19 protein-coding genes and 1 tRNA gene are annotated in these 18,763 nt (G+C 33.0%); 8 read left to right on the top strand and 12 right to left on the bottom strand.

Annotated features, from left to right (window positions below):
* Window positions 1–203 precede the first annotated feature (203 nt).
* From LUU93_RS18775 to LUU93_RS18765, 3 genes are all read right to left on the bottom strand, one after another.
* A complete protein-coding gene (locus LUU93_RS18775) occupies window positions 204–746 on the bottom strand; it encodes a dihydrofolate reductase family protein (protein WP_232682680.1) in 543 nt (180 codons plus the stop codon).
* Between the two features lie 263 nt (window positions 747–1,009).
* Entirely contained in the window at window positions 1,010–1,267 is a 258-nt protein-coding gene (locus LUU93_RS18770) for a hypothetical protein (protein WP_232682679.1), read from the bottom strand.
* A 149-nt stretch (window positions 1,268–1,416) separates the two neighbouring features.
* Window positions 1,417–1,490, bottom strand: a tRNA-Met gene (locus tag LUU93_RS18765).
* Between the two features lie 151 nt (window positions 1,491–1,641).
* Here LUU93_RS18765 and LUU93_RS18760 point away from each other — a divergent pair.
* On the top strand, window positions 1,642–2,034 hold the full coding sequence (locus LUU93_RS18760; protein WP_026727620.1) for an START-like domain-containing protein: 393 nt from the start codon (window positions 1,642–1,644) through the stop codon (window positions 2,032–2,034).
* Between the two features lie 54 nt (window positions 2,035–2,088).
* Complete coding sequence (locus tag LUU93_RS18755; protein WP_232682678.1) at window positions 2,089–2,925, top strand: aminotransferase class IV; 837 nt, start codon at window positions 2,089–2,091, stop codon at window positions 2,923–2,925.
* Here the strand turns inward: LUU93_RS18755 and LUU93_RS18750 are convergent.
* The 6 genes from LUU93_RS18750 to LUU93_RS18725 form a co-directional block, all read right to left on the bottom strand.
* Entirely contained in the window at window positions 2,922–3,482 is a 561-nt protein-coding gene (locus LUU93_RS18750) for a YqgE/AlgH family protein (protein WP_073416430.1), read from the bottom strand. The two genes, LUU93_RS18755 and LUU93_RS18750, sit on opposite strands and share 4 nt — an antisense overlap.
* 129 nt (window positions 3,483–3,611) lie before the next feature.
* The gene (locus tag LUU93_RS18745) at window positions 3,612–3,884 is read right to left on the bottom strand and encodes an HU family DNA-binding protein (RefSeq protein ID WP_012022249.1); all 273 of its coding nucleotides are present in this window, start codon (window positions 3,882–3,884) and stop codon (window positions 3,612–3,614) included.
* A gap of 180 nt (window positions 3,885–4,064) precedes the next feature.
* Window positions 4,065–5,012, bottom strand: a complete 948-nt coding sequence (fmt, locus tag LUU93_RS18740; protein ID WP_232682677.1) for a methionyl-tRNA formyltransferase — start codon at window positions 5,010–5,012, stop codon at window positions 4,065–4,067.
* On the bottom strand, window positions 5,012–6,907 hold the full coding sequence (locus tag LUU93_RS18735) for a RecQ family ATP-dependent DNA helicase (protein ID WP_232682676.1): 1,896 nt from the start codon (window positions 6,905–6,907) through the stop codon (window positions 5,012–5,014). The genes fmt and LUU93_RS18735 overlap by 1 nt, the downstream gene beginning before the upstream one ends.
* Window positions 6,908–6,972: 65 nt before the next feature.
* A complete protein-coding gene (locus tag LUU93_RS18730) occupies window positions 6,973–7,506 on the bottom strand; it encodes an AAA family ATPase (protein WP_073486309.1) in 534 nt (177 codons plus the stop codon).
* A gap of 475 nt (window positions 7,507–7,981) precedes the next feature.
* Entirely contained in the window at window positions 7,982–8,893 is a 912-nt protein-coding gene (locus tag LUU93_RS18725) for an alpha/beta hydrolase family protein (protein WP_232682675.1), read from the bottom strand.
* Between the two features lie 286 nt (window positions 8,894–9,179).
* Between LUU93_RS18725 and LUU93_RS18720 the strand changes: the two genes are divergently transcribed.
* The 4 genes from LUU93_RS18720 (at window position 9,180) to LUU93_RS18705 (ending at window position 12,539) form a co-directional block, all read left to right on the top strand.
* Window positions 9,180–9,476 carry a DUF493 family protein gene (locus LUU93_RS18720; protein ID WP_053472805.1) on the top strand — a complete coding sequence of 99 codons (297 nt, stop codon included), beginning with the start codon at window positions 9,180–9,182 and terminating at the stop codon, window positions 9,474–9,476.
* 4 nt (window positions 9,477–9,480) lie between these two features.
* Complete coding sequence (locus LUU93_RS18715) at window positions 9,481–10,203, top strand: DUF4290 domain-containing protein (RefSeq protein ID WP_073486305.1); 723 nt, start codon at window positions 9,481–9,483, stop codon at window positions 10,201–10,203.
* A gap of 91 nt (window positions 10,204–10,294) precedes the next feature.
* On the top strand, window positions 10,295–11,608 hold the full coding sequence (murA, locus tag LUU93_RS18710; protein ID WP_073486303.1) for a UDP-N-acetylglucosamine 1-carboxyvinyltransferase: 1,314 nt from the start codon (window positions 10,295–10,297) through the stop codon (window positions 11,606–11,608).
* A 55-nt stretch (window positions 11,609–11,663) separates the two neighbouring features.
* Window positions 11,664–12,539, top strand: coding sequence for a cation diffusion facilitator family transporter (locus LUU93_RS18705; RefSeq protein WP_073486302.1), 876 nt, complete (start codon window positions 11,664–11,666; stop codon window positions 12,537–12,539).
* Window positions 12,540–12,786: 247 nt separating this feature from the next.
* On the opposite strand, the gene LUU93_RS18700 is transcribed toward LUU93_RS18705, so the two are convergent.
* The 3 genes from LUU93_RS18700 to LUU93_RS18690 all read right to left on the bottom strand — a co-directional run bounded on the left by LUU93_RS18700 (window position 12,787) and on the right by LUU93_RS18690 (window position 16,548).
* Window positions 12,787–15,276, bottom strand: a complete 2,490-nt coding sequence (locus LUU93_RS18700; RefSeq protein WP_232682674.1) for a DUF5686 and carboxypeptidase regulatory-like domain-containing protein — start codon at window positions 15,274–15,276, stop codon at window positions 12,787–12,789.
* 169 nt (window positions 15,277–15,445) lie between these two features.
* Window positions 15,446–15,859: a type II 3-dehydroquinate dehydratase gene (aroQ, locus tag LUU93_RS18695; RefSeq protein ID WP_073486298.1), complete on the bottom strand. Its 414-nt coding sequence runs from the start codon at window positions 15,857–15,859 to the stop codon at window positions 15,446–15,448.
* Between the two features lie 125 nt (window positions 15,860–15,984).
* Window positions 15,985–16,548, bottom strand: coding sequence for a porin family protein (locus LUU93_RS18690; RefSeq protein WP_073486296.1), 564 nt, complete (start codon window positions 16,546–16,548; stop codon window positions 15,985–15,987).
* 559 nt (window positions 16,549–17,107) lie between these two features.
* Between LUU93_RS18690 and LUU93_RS18685 the strand changes: the two genes are divergently transcribed.
* Window positions 17,108–17,683 (top strand): porin family protein, encoded by a 576-nt coding sequence (locus LUU93_RS18685; protein ID WP_073486294.1) that lies wholly within the window; start codon window positions 17,108–17,110, stop codon window positions 17,681–17,683.
* A gap of 78 nt (window positions 17,684–17,761) precedes the next feature.
* Window positions 17,762–18,658 (top strand): site-specific tyrosine recombinase XerD, encoded by an 897-nt coding sequence (xerD, locus tag LUU93_RS18680; protein ID WP_232682714.1) that lies wholly within the window; start codon window positions 17,762–17,764, stop codon window positions 18,656–18,658.
* Window positions 18,659–18,763 lie beyond the last annotated feature (105 nt).

Genomic DNA, 18,763 nt, shown 5'->3' with positions numbered 1-18,763 from the left:
TTTGGAAATAACTGTATAGGAAGTAGTGAAAAGCAATAAAAAAACTCCATTAGCAATGAACTGCTCTCAAATAGTGCCTAACTTTTTGGGGGCAGTTTAAAAATAATAGAGTCTTTTGTTATATATGTTTTGAATCTTTAATATCAGGTTTTGCAAAAATTCTCATTTCTCTCAAGGTATAAGCTAAAGCTTCGCTTGTTTTTTCATTCTGGTTGATAAGTTAGCTCTACCACTCCGGATTTAAAAACTCTGGTATCGATTAGCTTCAATCCAATTCGTTCCGATAAATTTTCAAACAAAGGTTTACCTGAACCTAAAGCAACCGGATGAACAGAGATTTTATAAACATCAACAAGGTTTAAGTTTATAAATGTCTTGATAAGACTGGCACCTCCATAGAGCCAGATATCTTTACCTTCCTGATTTTTTATTTCGGTTACTTTACGGGCAATATCTGAAGAAATAAAAACTGCTTTTTCATCATTTCGATTTTGGCTTGAGAAAACAAATTTGTTTTTAGAATGAATACTTTTCCATATTTCTTTTTCGGCAGGATCAGCATTTTCGTCTGCCTGAAAATTTCCCCAGGCATCGTAACTTATTCTTCCGTAAAATATTGTGTCTATGCTATCTAGGAAGGCATCAAAATTCATATCATCATCCATTATGCACCAATCAATTTCTCCGTTTGGACCTTCAATAAATCCGTCTAATGTAGCTGCAAGATTTAGAATTACTTTTTTCATATTTACAGGTTTATATGCAAAAGTAAAAATAGAATCCCAGACTTTCTCCACCGATTTTAAAATATAAAAAGGAGAAAGCCCGTATTTTTTTAAAGTAAAAGAAAAGTGGGAGAGGTATTCAAAACCTAGATCAAGATAAATTTAAAAGGAATGAGTCCTGCACAATATCGAACACATATTATCTAAATATAATTATTAATTTGGCTAAACTTTTGGTGCAGTCTATTTCAGTGTTTTTTTTGCAGACTTTAATTGAAGCCTGTTTATATCTGATCTTCTAAGCTGTCAACAGCAGAAATCTGATCCAGAATATTAGTTTGATTTGGCGAAATATAGTTTTTAGTTTCCGGAGGAGTTTCTTTCTTAAAAAGAAGATCTAATGCGTGGTATAGTTTCAATAAAACATCTTTGTCTTCTTTTGCAATATCTAAGGCAGTATTAAAATTAAAAACATAATTATTCGAATTGCGTACTTCTACTTTTATCGTTTTTGATGTAATTTTAAATTTAACTATGTCCATATTGTTTAAGTTGCTTAATGAAACTGCAAAGTTATTGTAATTAATTGTATAAATAAAAATATGAATAATTTAAAATAGCAAGCAGAGGTATTCTGGTTTGCATCAATAAAAAACCCTTAAACATTTACTGTTTAAGGGTTTGCCTTTTGTAGCGAGGACGGGAGTTGAACCCGTGACCTCAGGGTTATGAATCCTGCGCTCTAACCAACTGAGCTACCTCGCCTGGACTGCTATCATTGAATTCCTGATTGCGGGTGCAAAGATAGAAATAATATTAAAGCTTACAAGAATAAAATGAAGAAAAAAAAATATTTTTAAAAACGCATTGTTTTTGGACATATATTCTTATATTTCGAAAAAATTAAAAGTAGCACATGGATTCAAAAATACGTTACGAAATCGAGTTTCCGATCAATTCTTCCCCACAATTATTGTATCAATATATATCAACTCCGTCAGGTTTATCAGAATGGTTTGCTGACAATGTTAATTCAAGAGGTGAATTTTTTACTTTCATCTGGAATGACTCGCAGGAAAAAGCACGTCTTGCTTCTAAGAAAACAGGTGAAAAAGTAAAGTTTAAATGGGTTGATGAAAGCAGTAAGGATACTGAATACTTTTTTGAACTCCATATTTTAGTTGATGAATTAACTAAAGATGTATCATTGATGGTAGTCGATTTCGCTGAAAAAGAAGAAGTAGGAGAAGCTAAACAATTGTGGGAGAATCAAATCTCAGACCTAAAACATCTTATAGGATCTGTTTAGTAAAAGTCTATTTTATGCCTTATATTTGCCCTGAACAAAATTCAGGGTTTTTTTATGATCAATTTTAACGGAAACATTGCACAGGAAGAAAATGTATTAACTCAAAATCGTGCCTTTTTATATGGAGACGGCGTTTTTGAAACAGTAAAAATTATCAACAATAAAATCTTGTTTCTGGAAGATCATTATTTCAGGTTAATGGCTTCGATGCGTGTTGTCAGGATGGAAATTCCGATGAATTTTACAATGGAATATTTTGAAGAACAGATTTTGAATCTTGTACAGCAAAAAAACATTACTTCATCGGCAAGAGCCAGAATAACTGTTTTTAGAAACGATGGAGGTTTATATCTGCCAAAAACCAATGATGTTTCATTTTTGATTCATGCAGTGCCACTTGAAAACACTTTATATGCTTTAAATACGGACGAATATGAAGTTGATTTGTATAAAGACTTTTATGTAACAAAACAATTATTATCGTCGATTAAAACGACTAATAAAATGATTAATGTTACAGGTAGTATTTTTGCCCATGAAAACGGATTGGCAAATTGTATTTTACTAAACGATACTAAAAATGTTGTCGAAGCTTTACAGGGAAATTTATTTATGGTTTCGGGCAAAAAATTAATTACACCTCCAATTTCTGAAGGATGTTTAAACGGAATTATGCGCAAGCAGATTTTAGCCTTAGCTAAGAAAGTTGAAGGTATAGAAGTAACAGAAGAAATAATTTCGCCGTTTGATCTTCAAAAAGCTGATGAATTATTCTTGACAAATGTAATCACAGGAATACAACCGATAAGCAAATACCGAAAAAAAGAGTTTACCAGTAATCTGGCTCATTTATTAGTACAAAAACTAAATGAATCCATATCCGAAAATTAATTCAGATATGGGTTTTCAGGTGCATTTGACCAAATAACATAATCACCGCCAAGTTCAATAATCTGCTCTTTCCAAAAATGGGTAGTAGATTTTCCAATAATTTTGTTTTTGTAATTATTGTCAGCAATGATCCAGGAGTTTCCCTGCATTTCGTTCTCAAGCTGATTTTCGTCCCAACCGGTATAACCTAAGAAAAAACGAATATTGTTCTTATTGATCGATCCGTCGTTTATTAAGTCTTTAGTTGACTCGAAATCTCCCCCCCAATAAATTCCATTAGAAATCTCGACACTATTCGGGATCAAGTCAGGAATATTGTGAATGAAGTACAGATTGTCTTGTTCAACCGGTCCTCCATTATATATCTTAAAGTTAGCATCAATCTCTGGTATTAAATCATTAATAGTGTATTTTAATGGTTTATTAATGATAAAACCTATTGATCCTTCTTTGTTATGGTCTGCTAATAAAATTACCGATCTGTTAAATGATAAATCTCCAATTATTGAAGGCTCGGCAATAAGCAGGTGTCCTTTTTTTAATTTTTCTGAAATCATACGGCTACAATTTTTATTAAATTTAATCATAAAATTTCTAAACTCCCAAATAAAATCGTTAAACCGCATAAAAAAACCCTCCATAAGGAGGGTCTTAATTATATTATTTAGTTTAGAGAACTTTCTTACTTAGTTCACTGCACCTTCTAATTCAGCTCCAGCTTTGAATTTTACTACATTTTTTGCAGCAATTTTGATAGTTTTTCCTGTTTGAGGATTTCTACCGTCTCTAGCAGCTCTCGCAGATACTGACCAAGATCCGAAACCTACTAATGAAATTCTTCCGCCTTTTTTCAAAGTAGTTCCTACATTTCCTAAAAATGACTCTAAAGCTAGTTTAGCCGCAGCTTTTGTAATTCCTGCATCAGCAGCGATAGCATCGATTAATTCTGATTTGTTCATAATAATTAGTTATTAATTGTTGGTTAAAAAAAATTGTTAATACACAAATTTAGTAGGAAATCCGTTGCGTGCAAGTGTTTTCTTTAATTTTAGCAATAATTGTTGATAACTTGTTTTTTTTGTTCATAAAGCATGTTGTTTATCGATCAAAAACAGGTAAAAACCCCTGTTTTACTGACCTTAATAGACCTTTGCGCTATCTGAAAAAGTTATTCCATTTAACAATTCTGCCACCTGCATTCGTTTTTTTCCTGGTAATTGTAGACTTAATAACTGAATGAAGCCCTCTTTTATTGCAATTTTGATTTCTTTTTTATTACTGATTAAACTTCCAACTTCATAAGAATGAACTTCTGAAACCAGTTTGGCTTCATATATCTTTATATTTAATTCTTCATTTTTATCTTTCAAAAAGCACCAGGCTGCTGGATACGGACTTAAACCACGAATCAGATTATTGATTTCATCTCCAGGTTTTGCCCAGTCGATTTTACAATTTTCCTTGTTTAATTTATAAGCTGTTTTGATATCATCATTATCTTCCTGAATTGTCGTAGTAACATTTCCGTTTTCAATCACTTTTAAAGTATCAATAACAGTTGCGCTTCCCAAATTCATTAATCGGTCGTGCAGTTGTCCCGCATTTTCTGTTGGCTCAATTGCAATTTCAGAATTTAAAATCATTGCTCCGGTATCGATTTTATCATCGATAAAAAATGTAGTAACCCCGGTTTTGGTTTCTCCATTAATAATAGCCCAGTTTATTGGAGCCGCGCCGCGATAATTTGGTAACAATGAAGCATGAAGATTAAAAGTTCCTAAACTTGGCATTTCCCAAACTACTTTTGGTAACATTCTAAAAGCAACAACAATTTGTAAATTAGCGTTCAAAGCTTTTAATTCTGCCAAAAAACTTTCGTCTTTTAAATTTGTTGGCTGTAATAAAGTAAGATTATTTGCCAGAGCATATTCCTTAACAGCCGAATATTTTATTTTTTGTCCGCGTCCAGCTGGCTTGTCTGCCGCTGTAATAACGCCAACAACTTCGTAATTGTTTTTAATAATGGTGTCCAGAATGCCAACTGCAAATTCTGGAGTTCCCATAAATATAATTCGTAATTTTTCCATTATGATTTTAAAGCGTATTTATTATTGGCCAAAATAATGATATGATTGTTTTCAAGTAATTCCTGAAGAACCTCAATAACATCTTTAGCATCTAATTTTATTTGATTCTGAATTTCGCGCGAAGTTAGTGCAGTTGCCTTTAATAAGTGAAGAATTTTATCGGCAATTGAATCAGCTTCGGTGATTTTTCCTTTTTGAGTAATACAGAAAGAGCAAACGCCGCAATTCGATTTAGTTTCTTCTCCAAAATAATCCAAAACCAATCGGTTCTTGCACGTTTTATCTTCCTTTATATAATAAAGAACAGACGAAAGCTGATCCCGTTTTAGTTTGTTTTGTTTTTCCAGATATTTTGAAACTCTGTTTATTGTCAAATCATCTTCGCGGACTTCATTAAATAAAATCGTTGCATCGTTGTTTTTAGATTTGTATTCAATAATATCTTTCTCTTTTAATTTTTCTAAAAGATTCGTAACCTGTTCTTCGGTGTGATTTGATTTTTTTGCAATCAGCGAAAGATTAAGCGGTGTTTTCATTTCATGAATTCCCGGATAGGTTCTTAAAATAGCCAGAATAATTTCTTCATCATTCGGATTCAGGCTCATGTATCGAATTACTTCTTTCGATTCGATTAAAAACTGAATTGAAACTTTTTCTGAAAATTCCTGAGACATTGTGATGATCCCCTGCTGATTTAAAAACTGCAAAGCATTATACGTTTTCAAAGTAGGGAAGTCGTATTTATGGCAAAAATGATTCATTTTAAAAGAATACGAATCGTCTAAACCTTCGCCGTATGCAATCTGAAAATAATTACACAATTTAATGTACATCGTTTTCAGGAACTTTTTATCAGGAAGAACACTTATAAATTGCTGTTCTGTTTGATTTGCATCTGAATTATTAAATAATAAAACCGAAAATGATTTTTCGCCATTTCGTCCCGCACGTCCAGATTCCTGATAATAGTTTTCTAAGTTTTCTGGCAGTTGCGTATGAATAACCGTTTTTACATTGTCTTTGTCAATTCCCATTCCAAATGCATTGGTGGCTACAATGACCTGCGCTTGTTCTGACATCCACAATTGCATATTTTTATCTTTTTCCTGAGCCGAAAGTCCGCCGTGATAATATGTTGCCCGAAATCCCAACGATTGTAATTGCGTTGACATATTCAAACACGATTTTCTGTTTCGGACATATATAATAGACGGCTGCGGATTTTTCTTCAAAATCTGTTCAACACGATATAATTTGTCTTCAACTTCAAAAACCATGTACGCAATATTCTTTCTTTCAAAAGACTGTTGAAAAAGTTTGGTGTCTTTTAATCCCAATTCGGTTTTAATATCTTCGACAACTCTTGGTGTTGCAGTTGCTGTTAAGGCTAAAAATGGAATTTTAGGAAAGTATTTTTTAAGTTCTGAAATTTTTAAATAAGCCGGTCTAAAATCGTGACCCCATTGCGAAACACAATGCGCCTCATCAATAGCAATTAAATTTATAGGAAGATTTTTAATGCGCTCTAAAATCCAGTCAGACTGTAAACGCTCTGGTGAAAGATAAAGGAATTTATAATTTCCGAATTGGCAATTATCCAGAAGATCAATAATTTCTTCTGTGTGAATTCCGCCTGTAAGGGCAATCGCTTTAATATCTCTTTTCTGCAAATTCGCTACCTGATCCTTCATCAGAGCAATTAAAGGAGAAACTACCAGACAAATTCCATCTTGCATCATCGCCGGAACCTGAAAACAAATCGATTTTCCGCCTCCGGTTGGCAGCAGTGCAAAAGTGTCTTGCCCTTCTAAAACCGAATCAATAATTTCTTTTTGCAACGGTCGGAAACTTTGGTGTTTCCAGTATTTTAAAAGAATTTCCTGTGCGTCCTGCATGGCCTGTGTTTTAAAGTTAAAAATGTAGAAATCAGTTTCTAGTTTTGCAACTTTAAAACCGGCTGCTAAATTTTGTCTAAGATATAAAGAATTCTGTTTTCAACCGTATCTTTCGGAACCTCAATTAAATCGTAACCATATTTTTTATACGTTTCAATTAAGTGCTTCTGAATCGTAAGTGCCTGCTCGAAATTTTCATAACGCTCAGTGTCGCTCTGATAAATTTCTTCCCAAGGCGGTAAAATAAAAGTTTTAGAATATTTATAATTCTCACATGCTTTTACAAAATCTTCGGGATATTCATCGCCAATATAATCCATATAAGCCACAACATCAGGAATACCGCGATCTATAAAAACGATAGTATCGGGTTCTTTTTTAGCGTTTTTAAATTGCTGAATACGCCCTTCTAAAAGCATTTCGCTAAACAATAAAGGCTGTTCCAGAAACAATTGTTCGACGCCTCTTTTTTGGGCTTCGAGTGTAACTTCTCTGGAAATTTCAGGGTAACAACAATAGCCACGAGCGACTAATTCGTTTATAAGCGTAGATTTTCCTGTACCAGGACCGCCAATGAGAACTATGATTTGTTTTTGCACTATTCTAAAAATAAAGCGCAAATTTACCTAAACTTATTCGTATTTAAAAAGAATATTTATCAAGAGCGAATAAATTAGCATTTTTGTTAGGTAAATATTCCTGCTGTAAGCTTAGGTTCGATATATATTCTGGTAAACTGGACTGAAGTCCAGCTCTACAATATGGATCGTTCCTTCGGAACTGAATTGTGAAAAGAGCTGTGGGCTTGCTAAATATTGGGGTAACTGGACTGAAGTCCAGCTCTACAATATGGATCGTTCCTTTGGAACTAAATTATGAAAAGTATTTGGTTAATACTGTAATCATTGGACTATGTGCATCTCTATAATATAGATTGTTCTTCTGGAACTAGATTGAAAAGAGAGCCATAGGCTCGCCAAATATTGTAGGGCTGGACTTCAGTCCAGTTTGAGAATGTTTGTTTTAGATACCTAGCCGGAAACAGAATAATAATTTTGACATGATCAAATTTTTCTAATCACAAAACAAATATTTCCCAGAACCATTTCCTTTTTTAGAAGGAACAATCAAATGCGATTCAAATTTCTTTCCTTTCAAAACATCATTCACAAAATCCAGAACATATTGTTGACCGTCATGAAAAAGATAGCCAGAGAATTCATGTCCGCCGCCACAGAAAGTAATCAACTCAACATCTTTATGTAAATCCTGCATGTGATTGTAAACCGCATATGAACCAAATAAAATTAACCAGCCCGAAGCATTTGTTGGACAAGATCGGTGTGAACCAGCACTGTAAGGAACCGTATCGTCATTACTGCCATGTGCCAATAACATCGGAATTGCTTTTTCTTTGGTAATCAAATTGATATCCTGAATAGCGCCTGAGCCTCCAATAAATCCGGCATACTTAAAATTTTCCGGCAAATTGTTTTTGTATAAATTCATGAGTTTATAATCCCAAAATGAAGCGTGAAAACCAATTTCTGCCCCGGCACTAATTCCCGAAATAAAGATTTTCGAAGAATCAAGATTGTATTTGTCAGCGTTTTCAATTAAAAAGGAAGTAGCCTGCCACATATCGCTCACGCCAATTTGAATCGCTTTTATCTTTTCGGTTAAAACACCTTTGCATCCAAAATCTTTCCCTTTCATATATAAACTATACGAAATACTGGCAACCGCATAACCGTTTTCGGCCATAAACATTCCGAAGTTTTTTTCGCTCGTACGTTCTCCGCCAGAAAATCCACCGCCAAAAGCAAACATAATCAACGGGATTTTTTCGTTAGATTTTTTCTTTGGCAGATATAAATCTAAATCTAGTTTTAAAGTGTCATTTTGAAAATAGGTTAAAGTTTTAATTTCTTGTGCATGAATATTGTTGAATATGAGTATTATAAAAAGTAAAAGATTCTTTTTCATTTGTAATGTGATTTAGTCTCGTAATTTCGATAATTATGGGAAGCGAAGTAGCAAAGTATTTCAAATATAAAGGTTTGCCACGAATTTCACGAATTTTCACGAATTTTAATTTTAAAATTAATCAAAAGTCAGTAAAATTTATGAAGATATTCACCCCAATATAATTAGTGTAAATTAGTGAAATTCGTGGCAAAAAATCTACAGTTTCTCCAATGAAAAAAATCTAAAATCTAAAATCTGAAATCTGAAATCAAAACCGTATATTTGCGTTTATTTTTAATTACGAATGGAGAACGATAAAGAAAAAAATACCGCCGAATTTTTCGAAAGATTAAAAGTCGAATTAGACAACGCAAATACTTGGCCAGCAGAATATTTGTACAAATTTATTGTGCCTTCTGTAGGTGATAATGTTGAACGTGTTGAAAAAGCTTTTGACAGAATGGGCGCGGTTATTAAAACAACAAAATCTAAAACTGGTAAATTTACCAGTGTTTCTGTAGATGTTACCATGAACAGCTCTGACGAGGTGATTGGTAAATACAAAGAAGTTTCTACAATAGAAGGTATAGTTTCATTATAAACTTATGGTCGAAAAATATAAAAAAGAAGTCGCAAATGACGTTGTGTATAATTTAGAATACAATTCTGAAAGACAGCGTTTGATTATTCCGGAGTACGGTCGTCATTTACAAAAACTGATCGATCAGGCTACTGCAATCGAAGATGATGAAACACGCAACAAAGCTGCGAAATATATCATTCAGGTTATGGGAAGCTTAAATCCGCATTTGCGTGATGTGCCGGATTTTCAGCATAAATTATGGGATCAGCTTTTTATCATGTCTGATTTTAAACTGAATGTTGAGTCTCCGTACCCAATTCCTTCAAGAGATGTACTGCAGTTAAAACCAGATGTTTTACAATACCCTCAGAATTTTCCAAAATACAGATTTTACGGAAACAATATCAAATACATGATTGATGTTGCCAATAAATGGGAAGATGGTGAAATGAAAAATGCATTGGTTATGGTAATTGCCAACCACATGAAAAAATCATTTTTGAGCTGGAACAAAGACACAGTAAAAGACGATGTTATTTTTGAACATTTATACGAGTTGTCCGGAGGAAAAATAAACTTGCTGCACAGTACAGAAGAGCTGTTGAACACAACAGATTTAATGCGTACAAACAAACGTGTGTCAAACAAAATCACGCCTGCAGGACAGCCTAAAATTCAAAATAACAAAAACAATAATAAAGGCGGTAAACCTAAAACTTTTCAAAAAAACAATAATCAGAAATAAATAAAGGGGCTAAGATGCTAAGGAACTAAGACACTAAGAATTTTATCTTAGAACCTCAGAATCTCAGAACCTTAGAACCTAAAAAGAATCTATGGGAATTTTTAAAATCGAAGGAGGAACTCCTTTAAAAGGAGAAATCACTCCGCAAGGAGCAAAAAATGAGGCATTACAAATTTTATGTGCCGTGCTTCTAACAGGAGAGAAAGTAAGAATTAATAACATTCCTGATATTATAGACATCAATAAATTAATCACTTTGCTGGGTAATTTAGGTGTAAAAATTCAACGCAATGAACCGGGTTCGATTACGTTTCAAGCCGATGAGGTTAATGTTGGATATTTAGAAACCGAAGCTTTCAAAAAAGAAGGTGGAGCGCTTCGTGGTTCTATTATGATTGTTGGACCGCTTTTAGCACGTTTCGGAAAAGGATATATTCCAAAACCGGGAGGAGATAAAATTGGCCGTCGTAGATTAGATACTCACTTTGAAGGTTTTATTAACCTTGGAGCAAAATTTAGATATAACAGAGAAGATCACTTTTACGGAGTAGAAACTCCAGAAGAAGGACTGCAAGGAACAGATATGCTTCTAGACGAAGCTTCTGTAACAGGAACTGCAAACATTGTAATGGCTGCGGTTTTGGCAAAAGGAAAAACAACAATTTACAACGCTGCATGTGAGCCTTACTTACAACAGTTATGTAAAATGTTGAACTCTATGGGAGCTAAAATCACCGGAGTTGGTTCTAACTTATTGACTATCGAAGGTGTTGAAAGTCTTGGAGGATGTGAACACAGAATTCTTCCTGATATGATCGAAATTGGTTCTTGGATTGGTCTTGCGGCTATGACAAAAAGCGAAATCACGATCAAAAATGTAAGCTGGGAAAATTTAGGTTTGATCCCGAATACCTTTAGAAAATTAGGAATTACTATCGAAAAACGTAACGATGATATATATATTCCGGCTCACAAAGACGGATATGAAGTAAAAACAGATATCGACGGATCTATCTTAACAATTGCTGATGCACCTTGGCCAGGATTTACTCCTGATTTATTAAGTATCGTTTTGGTTGTGGCAACACAGGCAAAAGGAGATGTTTTGATTCATCAAAAAATGTTCGAAAGCCGTTTGTTTTTCGTTGACAAATTAATTGACATGGGAGCAAAAATCATGTTATGTGACCCGCATAGAGCTGTGGTTATGGGACATAATTTTGAATCTCAATTAAAAGCAACTACAATGTCATCTCCTGATATTCGTGCAGGAATTTCATTATTGATTGCGGCACTTTCTGCAAAAGGAACAAGTACAATTCAAAATATCGAACAAATTGACCGTGGATACGAGCGTATCGATGAGCGTTTAAGAGCTATTGGAGCAAAAATTGTAAGAGCATAAAAAATATTTGCTACTCCTGATAGCGATCGGGAGTGGCGAAAAAAAATGTCTTTAAATGACAGATGAACAAAAAGCTATAAAAGCTACTATTTTTAGTATAGCCGGAAACACCTGCTTAGCCTTGATAAAAGGGTTGGCAGGTTTTTTTGGCAATTCATACGCCTTGATTGCAGATGCAATCGAATCAACAGCAGATATATTTTCGTCCTGTTTGGTTCTATTTGGGATTAAATATTCTAATAAACCGGCAGATGAAAATCATCCTTACGGTCACGGTCGTGCAGAACCTTTAATTACTTTTTTGGTTGTTGGTTTTTTAATTACTTCAGCAACGATTATTGGATACGAAAGTATTGCCAATATTCAATCGTCGCATGATTTACCAAAATCCTGGACATTATATGTTTTAGGAACCATAATTATTTGGAAAGAATACTCGTATCGTTTAGTCATGAAACGAAGTAAAGAAACCAATAGTTCGTCTCTTGCAGCAGATGCCTGGCACCATCGCAGTGATGCTGTAACTTCTGTTGCGGCATTTATCGGGATTTCGATCGCACTGATTATGGGAAAAGGTTATGAATCTGCAGATGATTGGGCAGCTCTTTTTGCCGCTTTTTTTATCTTATATAACTGTTATAAAATTTTCAGACCTGCGCTTGGCGAAATCATGGATGAAAACATGAACGATGATTTAGTCGAAGAAATTCGTGTAAAAGCGCTGACAGTACCGGGAATTCTCGGAACTGAAAAATGTTTCATCAGAAAAGCCGGAATGCGCTACCATGTCGATCTTCATGCCATTGTATCAGCTGAAATTTCAGTAAAAAAAGGACATGATTTATCGCATAAATTGCAAGATACTTTAAAAGAAAAAATTCCGCAGTTAGGAAATGTTTTGATTCATATTGAACCAGATGATTATCATTGAGATTCTAAGTTACTAAGGTTCTGAGATGCTAAGATTCTAAGTTTTTCTTTTAGTAGGATCTAATTTTTTTGTCAGGCTGAGCGAAGTCGAAGCCCTTCAAAGTTTATCAAGTTTCAAATAAAAATCCGCTTTATCTGCCAAATCTGCGAGAAACAAGATTGCAGATAAGCGGATTTTTTTATTATTTAAGATGTTATAATTCAAAAGAAAAAAACTTAGAATCTTAGCATCTCAGAGCCTTAGCACCTTAATTAAGAACATTCAAAATCTTCAACCCAAACACAACACCATTTTGCTGAATTCCGCCTTGGTAAGAGTGCACATAATCAACCCTGAATAATTTAAATTTTCCGAAACCTAGATTATCTAAACCAACTGTAAATTCAGTATACGGTTTACGATCTGGAATTGCCAGCGAATGAAAACCAAGATTCATTGTTGATTTTAAAAGATTCAAAAGCGGAATTTTATTCGTTACAAATCCCATATCGTTATGTTCTAAATGCATTTCAAAATAACTATCGTTTGTACTATTGTCATAATACGGCATTAAATTGAAAACATTCAAATAACGATCGCTGGTGCCAATGTGGGTTTGGTTTCCGTTAAAATGTCTGTAATCTATAAAAGAAATATTTTCGGCATTAAAGAATTTACCCGTTCTAAAATTCATTCCTAAAATACCTTTGTTATTCAATGATAAATCATATTGAACAGCAGCGCCGATTCTTTCAAATTCATATTTTTTTTCACTTGCAGCAAATGCCTTTTCAAAAGCTAAAAATACAGTTGGATATTTTTCATCTTTAAAATTATACCTTCCGTCTGGTCTTGAAATGTATTTGTTCCCAAAATTAATTCTAGCCGTTAAATTAGCTTTCATTAAATGATGCTGATCAAAAGTCGGCGTGCTGAAATCATTTGGTGCCAGCGGATTATTTGACGAATAAATATCATCTCTTTTAAAGAACGAATAATCGGTTGTATTAAAAAGAGGCTTTCTTTGTTCGTAAGCTATTCTTGCGTTTAAATTTAGTCCGTTTGCGACATCTTGCGCATAGTTAATTTGAGCAAATTCCAAATTATACAATTTCATATAATTGTCTTTAAAAAACAACGAACTAACAGAATTGATTAATTTGCTAATAGGTTCAGCACTATTAAACTGCTCTGTTTTTGTTCCTCCTGAGGCTGAAATTGTGGCATAATTAATAGTATTAAATCGGTGGCTGAATTCACCAATAACGCGAAGACGTTCGTCAGAAAAACCATAATTGAAATTTGTACTTATTGAAGTGCTTTTTCCATTTTCTTCATTCCATTTTTTAAACGAAAATCCGGTTCCCAAATTAAAACCCTGAACCGTATTAAAACTCAAAGAAGTTGGACTTAACAAACCGTCAAATTTAAAAGAGTATTTCTCAAAAGTATTTTTATAATCGTAACCGCCAAGAATATCTAAAATCTTAAACTTATTATCTTTTGCATCAATAGAATCAGTGTATTTTTTAGATTTTCTGATAACCTGTAAACTGTCTTTTTTGGTATAATCGGTACTTTCTTCAAGGGTTAACGGAATCGGACGGATTTCATTCCAAAATGAATCGTCTTTTTTATTGGCATTCAAATCAAAAGCTACAATTTCGTTTCCAAAAGTTTTCTCGGCAAACGATTCCGGAAATTCATAATTAGAGTAAATATAATTAAACTGACCCGAAAATTTTATTCCAAGGCCACCCGCATTAAACGAAAGTGTTTGTGCATTTTTTGACCAGATTTTGTTTTTTGCATTGTGACTAAAGCTTTGTTTTAAATTCATCACTTCAGTAAATTCATTTTTCATTCGATAACCTTTAATGTCGAAATCAACGGCATAAATGGCAAAACTGTCATCAACAATGTAAATGTAGCCTTCAAAAACAGGTTCTTTATCTCGTTTTGGAATTACTTTAATTTTGTAAATCTGCTGTTTATTATCATCATAAAAACTTCCTTCCAGTTTGTATTTATAATAACTGAAAGCATTATTAGCAATAGGAGAGATGAGGTTTACATCAAATTCTAATGTATTATCATAGAAATCATAAGTTGATAAAGCGGCAGTATTATAGCTGAAACCTTTATTGTTTCCAGAGATTTTAGAAGCAATTATAGTCTCCTTTAATTTATCTGGTTTTTGATAGGAAACTTTCGAAATGGTTTCGGATAAATATAAAATTCCCGTTCCGGTTGAATCTAAATTAGAAGATAAATCCGGGCCAAGATCTACTTTTTGACCTAATATTTTCTTCGGAAGATCTTTTACTTTTAAGATTCCTTTCGAATAAAAATCGGCAGTAAAGCGAGCCGTTTTTTCAGAGTTTTCTTTTCTGTTTGCAATCGCGTTTTTAATGATGGCATTCGCAGGATTGTTTTTTGCATCAATAACAACTTCGTTTAATGCAAAACTTTCTTCCTGCATTTTTACATCTAGAGTTACTATTTTTGAATCTGCAGAAACGGTTATTTTCTGAGTCTTAAATCCCAGATATTGAAAAACGATTCTGTTTTTACCAATTTCTTTTACCTGCAATTGATATTGTCCTTGTTCGTTTGAAGTTGTTCCGCGATAGGTATTCTCTTCAAAAATAGAAACAAACGGCAGTGGATTCCCTTTCTCATCGGTTATGGTTCCTTTGATTTGGGCAAAATTGGAAAGCGAAAAAAATAAAAAGGCGAATAAAATAAAGTTTTTCATGAAAGCGGTTTCTCTCACAAAAATAAAAGAAGTTGAAAATGAGCTTATTAATAATTTGTTAAATTGTAATCAGGAAAATCAAAGTCGTTTGTCAGGCTGAGCGAAGTCGAAGCCCCTCACACACTATAAGCCCTTCGACTTCGCTCAGGGTGACATTCGTATAAAGTTTTTATAAAAAAGACTGAATCGCCAGTTCGTAACTTTTTAATCCAAATCCTAAAATAACACCTTTTGCATTTCCAGACAAATAAGACTGATGTCTAAAACTTTCGCGGGCATAAGTATTCGAAATATGTACTTCGATAACTGGAGTTGTAACTGCTTTTATAGCGTCGCCCAAACCTATAGAAGTATGAGTATAAGCGCCAGCATTTAAAATAATTCCGTCAAATGAAAAACCAACATCCTGAATTTTTCCAATCAATTCTCCTTCAATATTACTTTGGTAATAAGAAAGCTCAATGTTTGGAAATTTTTGTTTCAACGTTTCAAAGTAATCTTCAAAAGTCTGACTTCCGTAAACTTCAGGTTCACGTTTTCCTAAAAGATTCAAATTTGGTCCGTTGATAATGCAGATTTTCATAGTTTAAAATTATTTATTGAAATATTGATATTGCTATTGATTTTTGCAATTGCAATTGAATTCTGTAAAAATAAAAAAACCGATCTAATTAATAGACCGGTTTTTATTAAAGTATGTGATATTTTCTAGAACAAGAATCCTGCAGATACTTGAACAGTTGAGTTTTTAACGTCAGCATTTTTTGAAGCTTCAGTAAGTCCTAAACTATAACGACCTTGTATGAAAATATTTTTAGTTATTTTTAGACCTAAACCTGCGTTTACTGCAAAATCAAATGTACTGGCATCATCAAATCTTACATCATCTTTTTGGCTTAATAAAAACGAAGCCTGTGGTCCAACCTCTAAACTTAATGATTTTGTCATATAGATTTTAGCCATTACAGGAACTGATAAATAAGCTAATTCATTTTTAAAATCTTCTTGAGCATCGGCAAATTTATAAGTTGCTCCTTGTGTAGAATACAAAAGCTCTGGCTGAATTGAGAATTTCTCTAATAATTTAATTTCTGCAACTAGACCTGCATGGAAGCTGGTTATTCCATCTTTGTTAAAATTTTGCTCTGGAAATGCATCTCCGGTTTGGCTTGCAAAGTTTACCCCCGCTTTAACCCCAATTTGTAATAATTGTGCCTGGATTGTAGCTGTTGTTGCAATGAACAATACAGCTGCTAAAAGTATTTTCTTCATAAAAAATGTTTTTAGTTTGGTATTTAAATGTTATTCTATAGTTCAAAACTACATTATTTTGATTTTATTGTTTTATATACAGGAATATAAATTTATTAAAATTCTCACATTTTTTCAACTTTCCTCTATTTAAACTATTGTTGTTTGTACAAATGAACTGAAAATTAATAGGTTATTCGGAAATCCATTTTGCCTTATTTTAATACTTTAATTACTTTTAGGGTTACTTTTTAGTAAGTATAATCTTGGTTTTAATGTCTGGAAAAATGATAAACAATATTTTGGCTAGTTTTTAAAAAAGGCTTCTTCATCTTTGAACTGCCCCCAAATAGTGTCTAACTTTTGGGGCAGTCTACTTTGAGGGGCCTTTTTTATTTTTTTAAAAGGACATTGATTTTCACTTAAATAATTTGTGCTCTTTTTTCTTTTCATTTAAAGGCAAATTGACCTTCAGTTAACAATTTGTATGCTTATTACTATTTTTTTTGTTAAATTCCAAATTAGTTTTTGTGAAGAATTTTTTTATATTTGATTATTAATTTTAACCAAAATAAATAAGATGAGAAAAATTATTTTATCAGCAATTGCTATTCTTGCATTTGGATTTACTAATGCACAGCAAACTAGATTTGGAGTAAAAGGAGGTCTTAATATCACAAGTTTTAGTGGAGATAATGACTCAAATGCATTAATAGGTTTTCAGGTTGGCGGTTTTGCAGAAATAAAAGTTATTGAAAGATTATCGATTCAGCCAGAGCTTTTATTTTCTACACAAGGTGCATCGTTTGATGCTATTGGAAGTAATAATGATATTGATTATAAATTGAATTATATTAATATTCCAGTATTGGCAAAATTTTATATTACAAAACAATTTACTGTTGAAGGAGGTCCGCAAATAGGATTTTTAGTTTCTGCTAAAAGAGATGGTAATGATGTAAAAGGCGCTTATAAATCTACTGATTTAGGTTTTAACTTCGGGGCAGGGTATAATTTTACAGATAATTTTTCTGTTGGTATACGTTATACAGTTGGTTTATCGAATGTTGGAGATTATGATACAGATGATATCGATGACTATATTGATAGCCCAAAAAATAGCGTTTTAGCTTTAACAGCTGCATATAAATTCTAATCTGAATTTTAAAAATATTTAAAAACCTTCCGGAAATGGAAGGTTTTTTTATGCTCAAAAATGTTTTACTTTGTAAATATGAAATGGAACAATTATATAAAAGACTATCAATCGTATCTGCGAATAGAAAGAGGTTTGTCTAAAAATACAATTGAAAACTACAGCTTTGATATTGAGCGGTTATGTCTTTTTTTAGAAACCAATCAAATTGATGTTTCGCCTATAAAAATTACTGATGAAACTGTTCAGCAGTTTATATATTCAGTTTCAAAAGAAGTAAATCCGCGTTCTCAGGCGAGGATTATTTCTGGTTTGAAAAGTTTTTTTAATTATTTAGTTTTTGAAGATTATCGAAATGACAGTCCGCTCGAATTAATCGAGAGTCCAAAAACCGGACGAAAACTTCCAGATACATTATCAATAAAAGATATTGATGCGCTTATCGCTGCTATTGATTTAAGCAGCAATGAAGGGGAACGCAATCGCGCCATTTTAGAAACATTATACGGCTGTGGACTTCGGGTTTCTGAATTGGTTTCGCTTAAAATATCAGATTTGTTTTTTGACGAAGGTTTTATAAAAATTACCGGAAAGGGTAATAAAGAGCGTTTTGTGCCCATTGGAAAATTAACTAAAAAATATATTGAAATCTATCAGGAGGAGATTAGAGTTCACCTCAATATTAAAAAGGGCTGTGAAGATACTTTGTTCTTAAATCGAAGAGGAAACCAGCTGACCCGCGCCATGATTTTTACTATTATAAAAGATTTAGCTGTAAAAATTGGTTTAAGCAAAAATATAAGTCCGCATACTTTGCGCCATTCTTTTGCAACTCATTTATTAGAAAATGGAGCCGATTTAAGATCTATTCAATTAATGCTGGGGCATGAATCTATTACAACAACAGAAATTTACGTGCATCTGGACAGAAGTTTCCTGAAAGAAGTAATGCATTCTTATCATCCAAGGAAGTAATTTTTTGGATGGAGTCTGGTTTTTTTACGTCAAAAGTTATAACTTGGTATCACATTTGTATTCAAAGGAAGTAAATTAAAAGGATTTTGAGGATTTTTTTAACCC

This window comes from Flavobacterium soyae, from assembly GCF_021245985.1.
Lineage (GTDB): Bacteria > Bacteroidota > Bacteroidia > Flavobacteriales > Flavobacteriaceae > Flavobacterium > Flavobacterium soyae.
The sequence above is the reverse complement of the archived record's forward strand: the minus strand, read 5'-3'. Positions and strand labels throughout refer to the sequence as shown.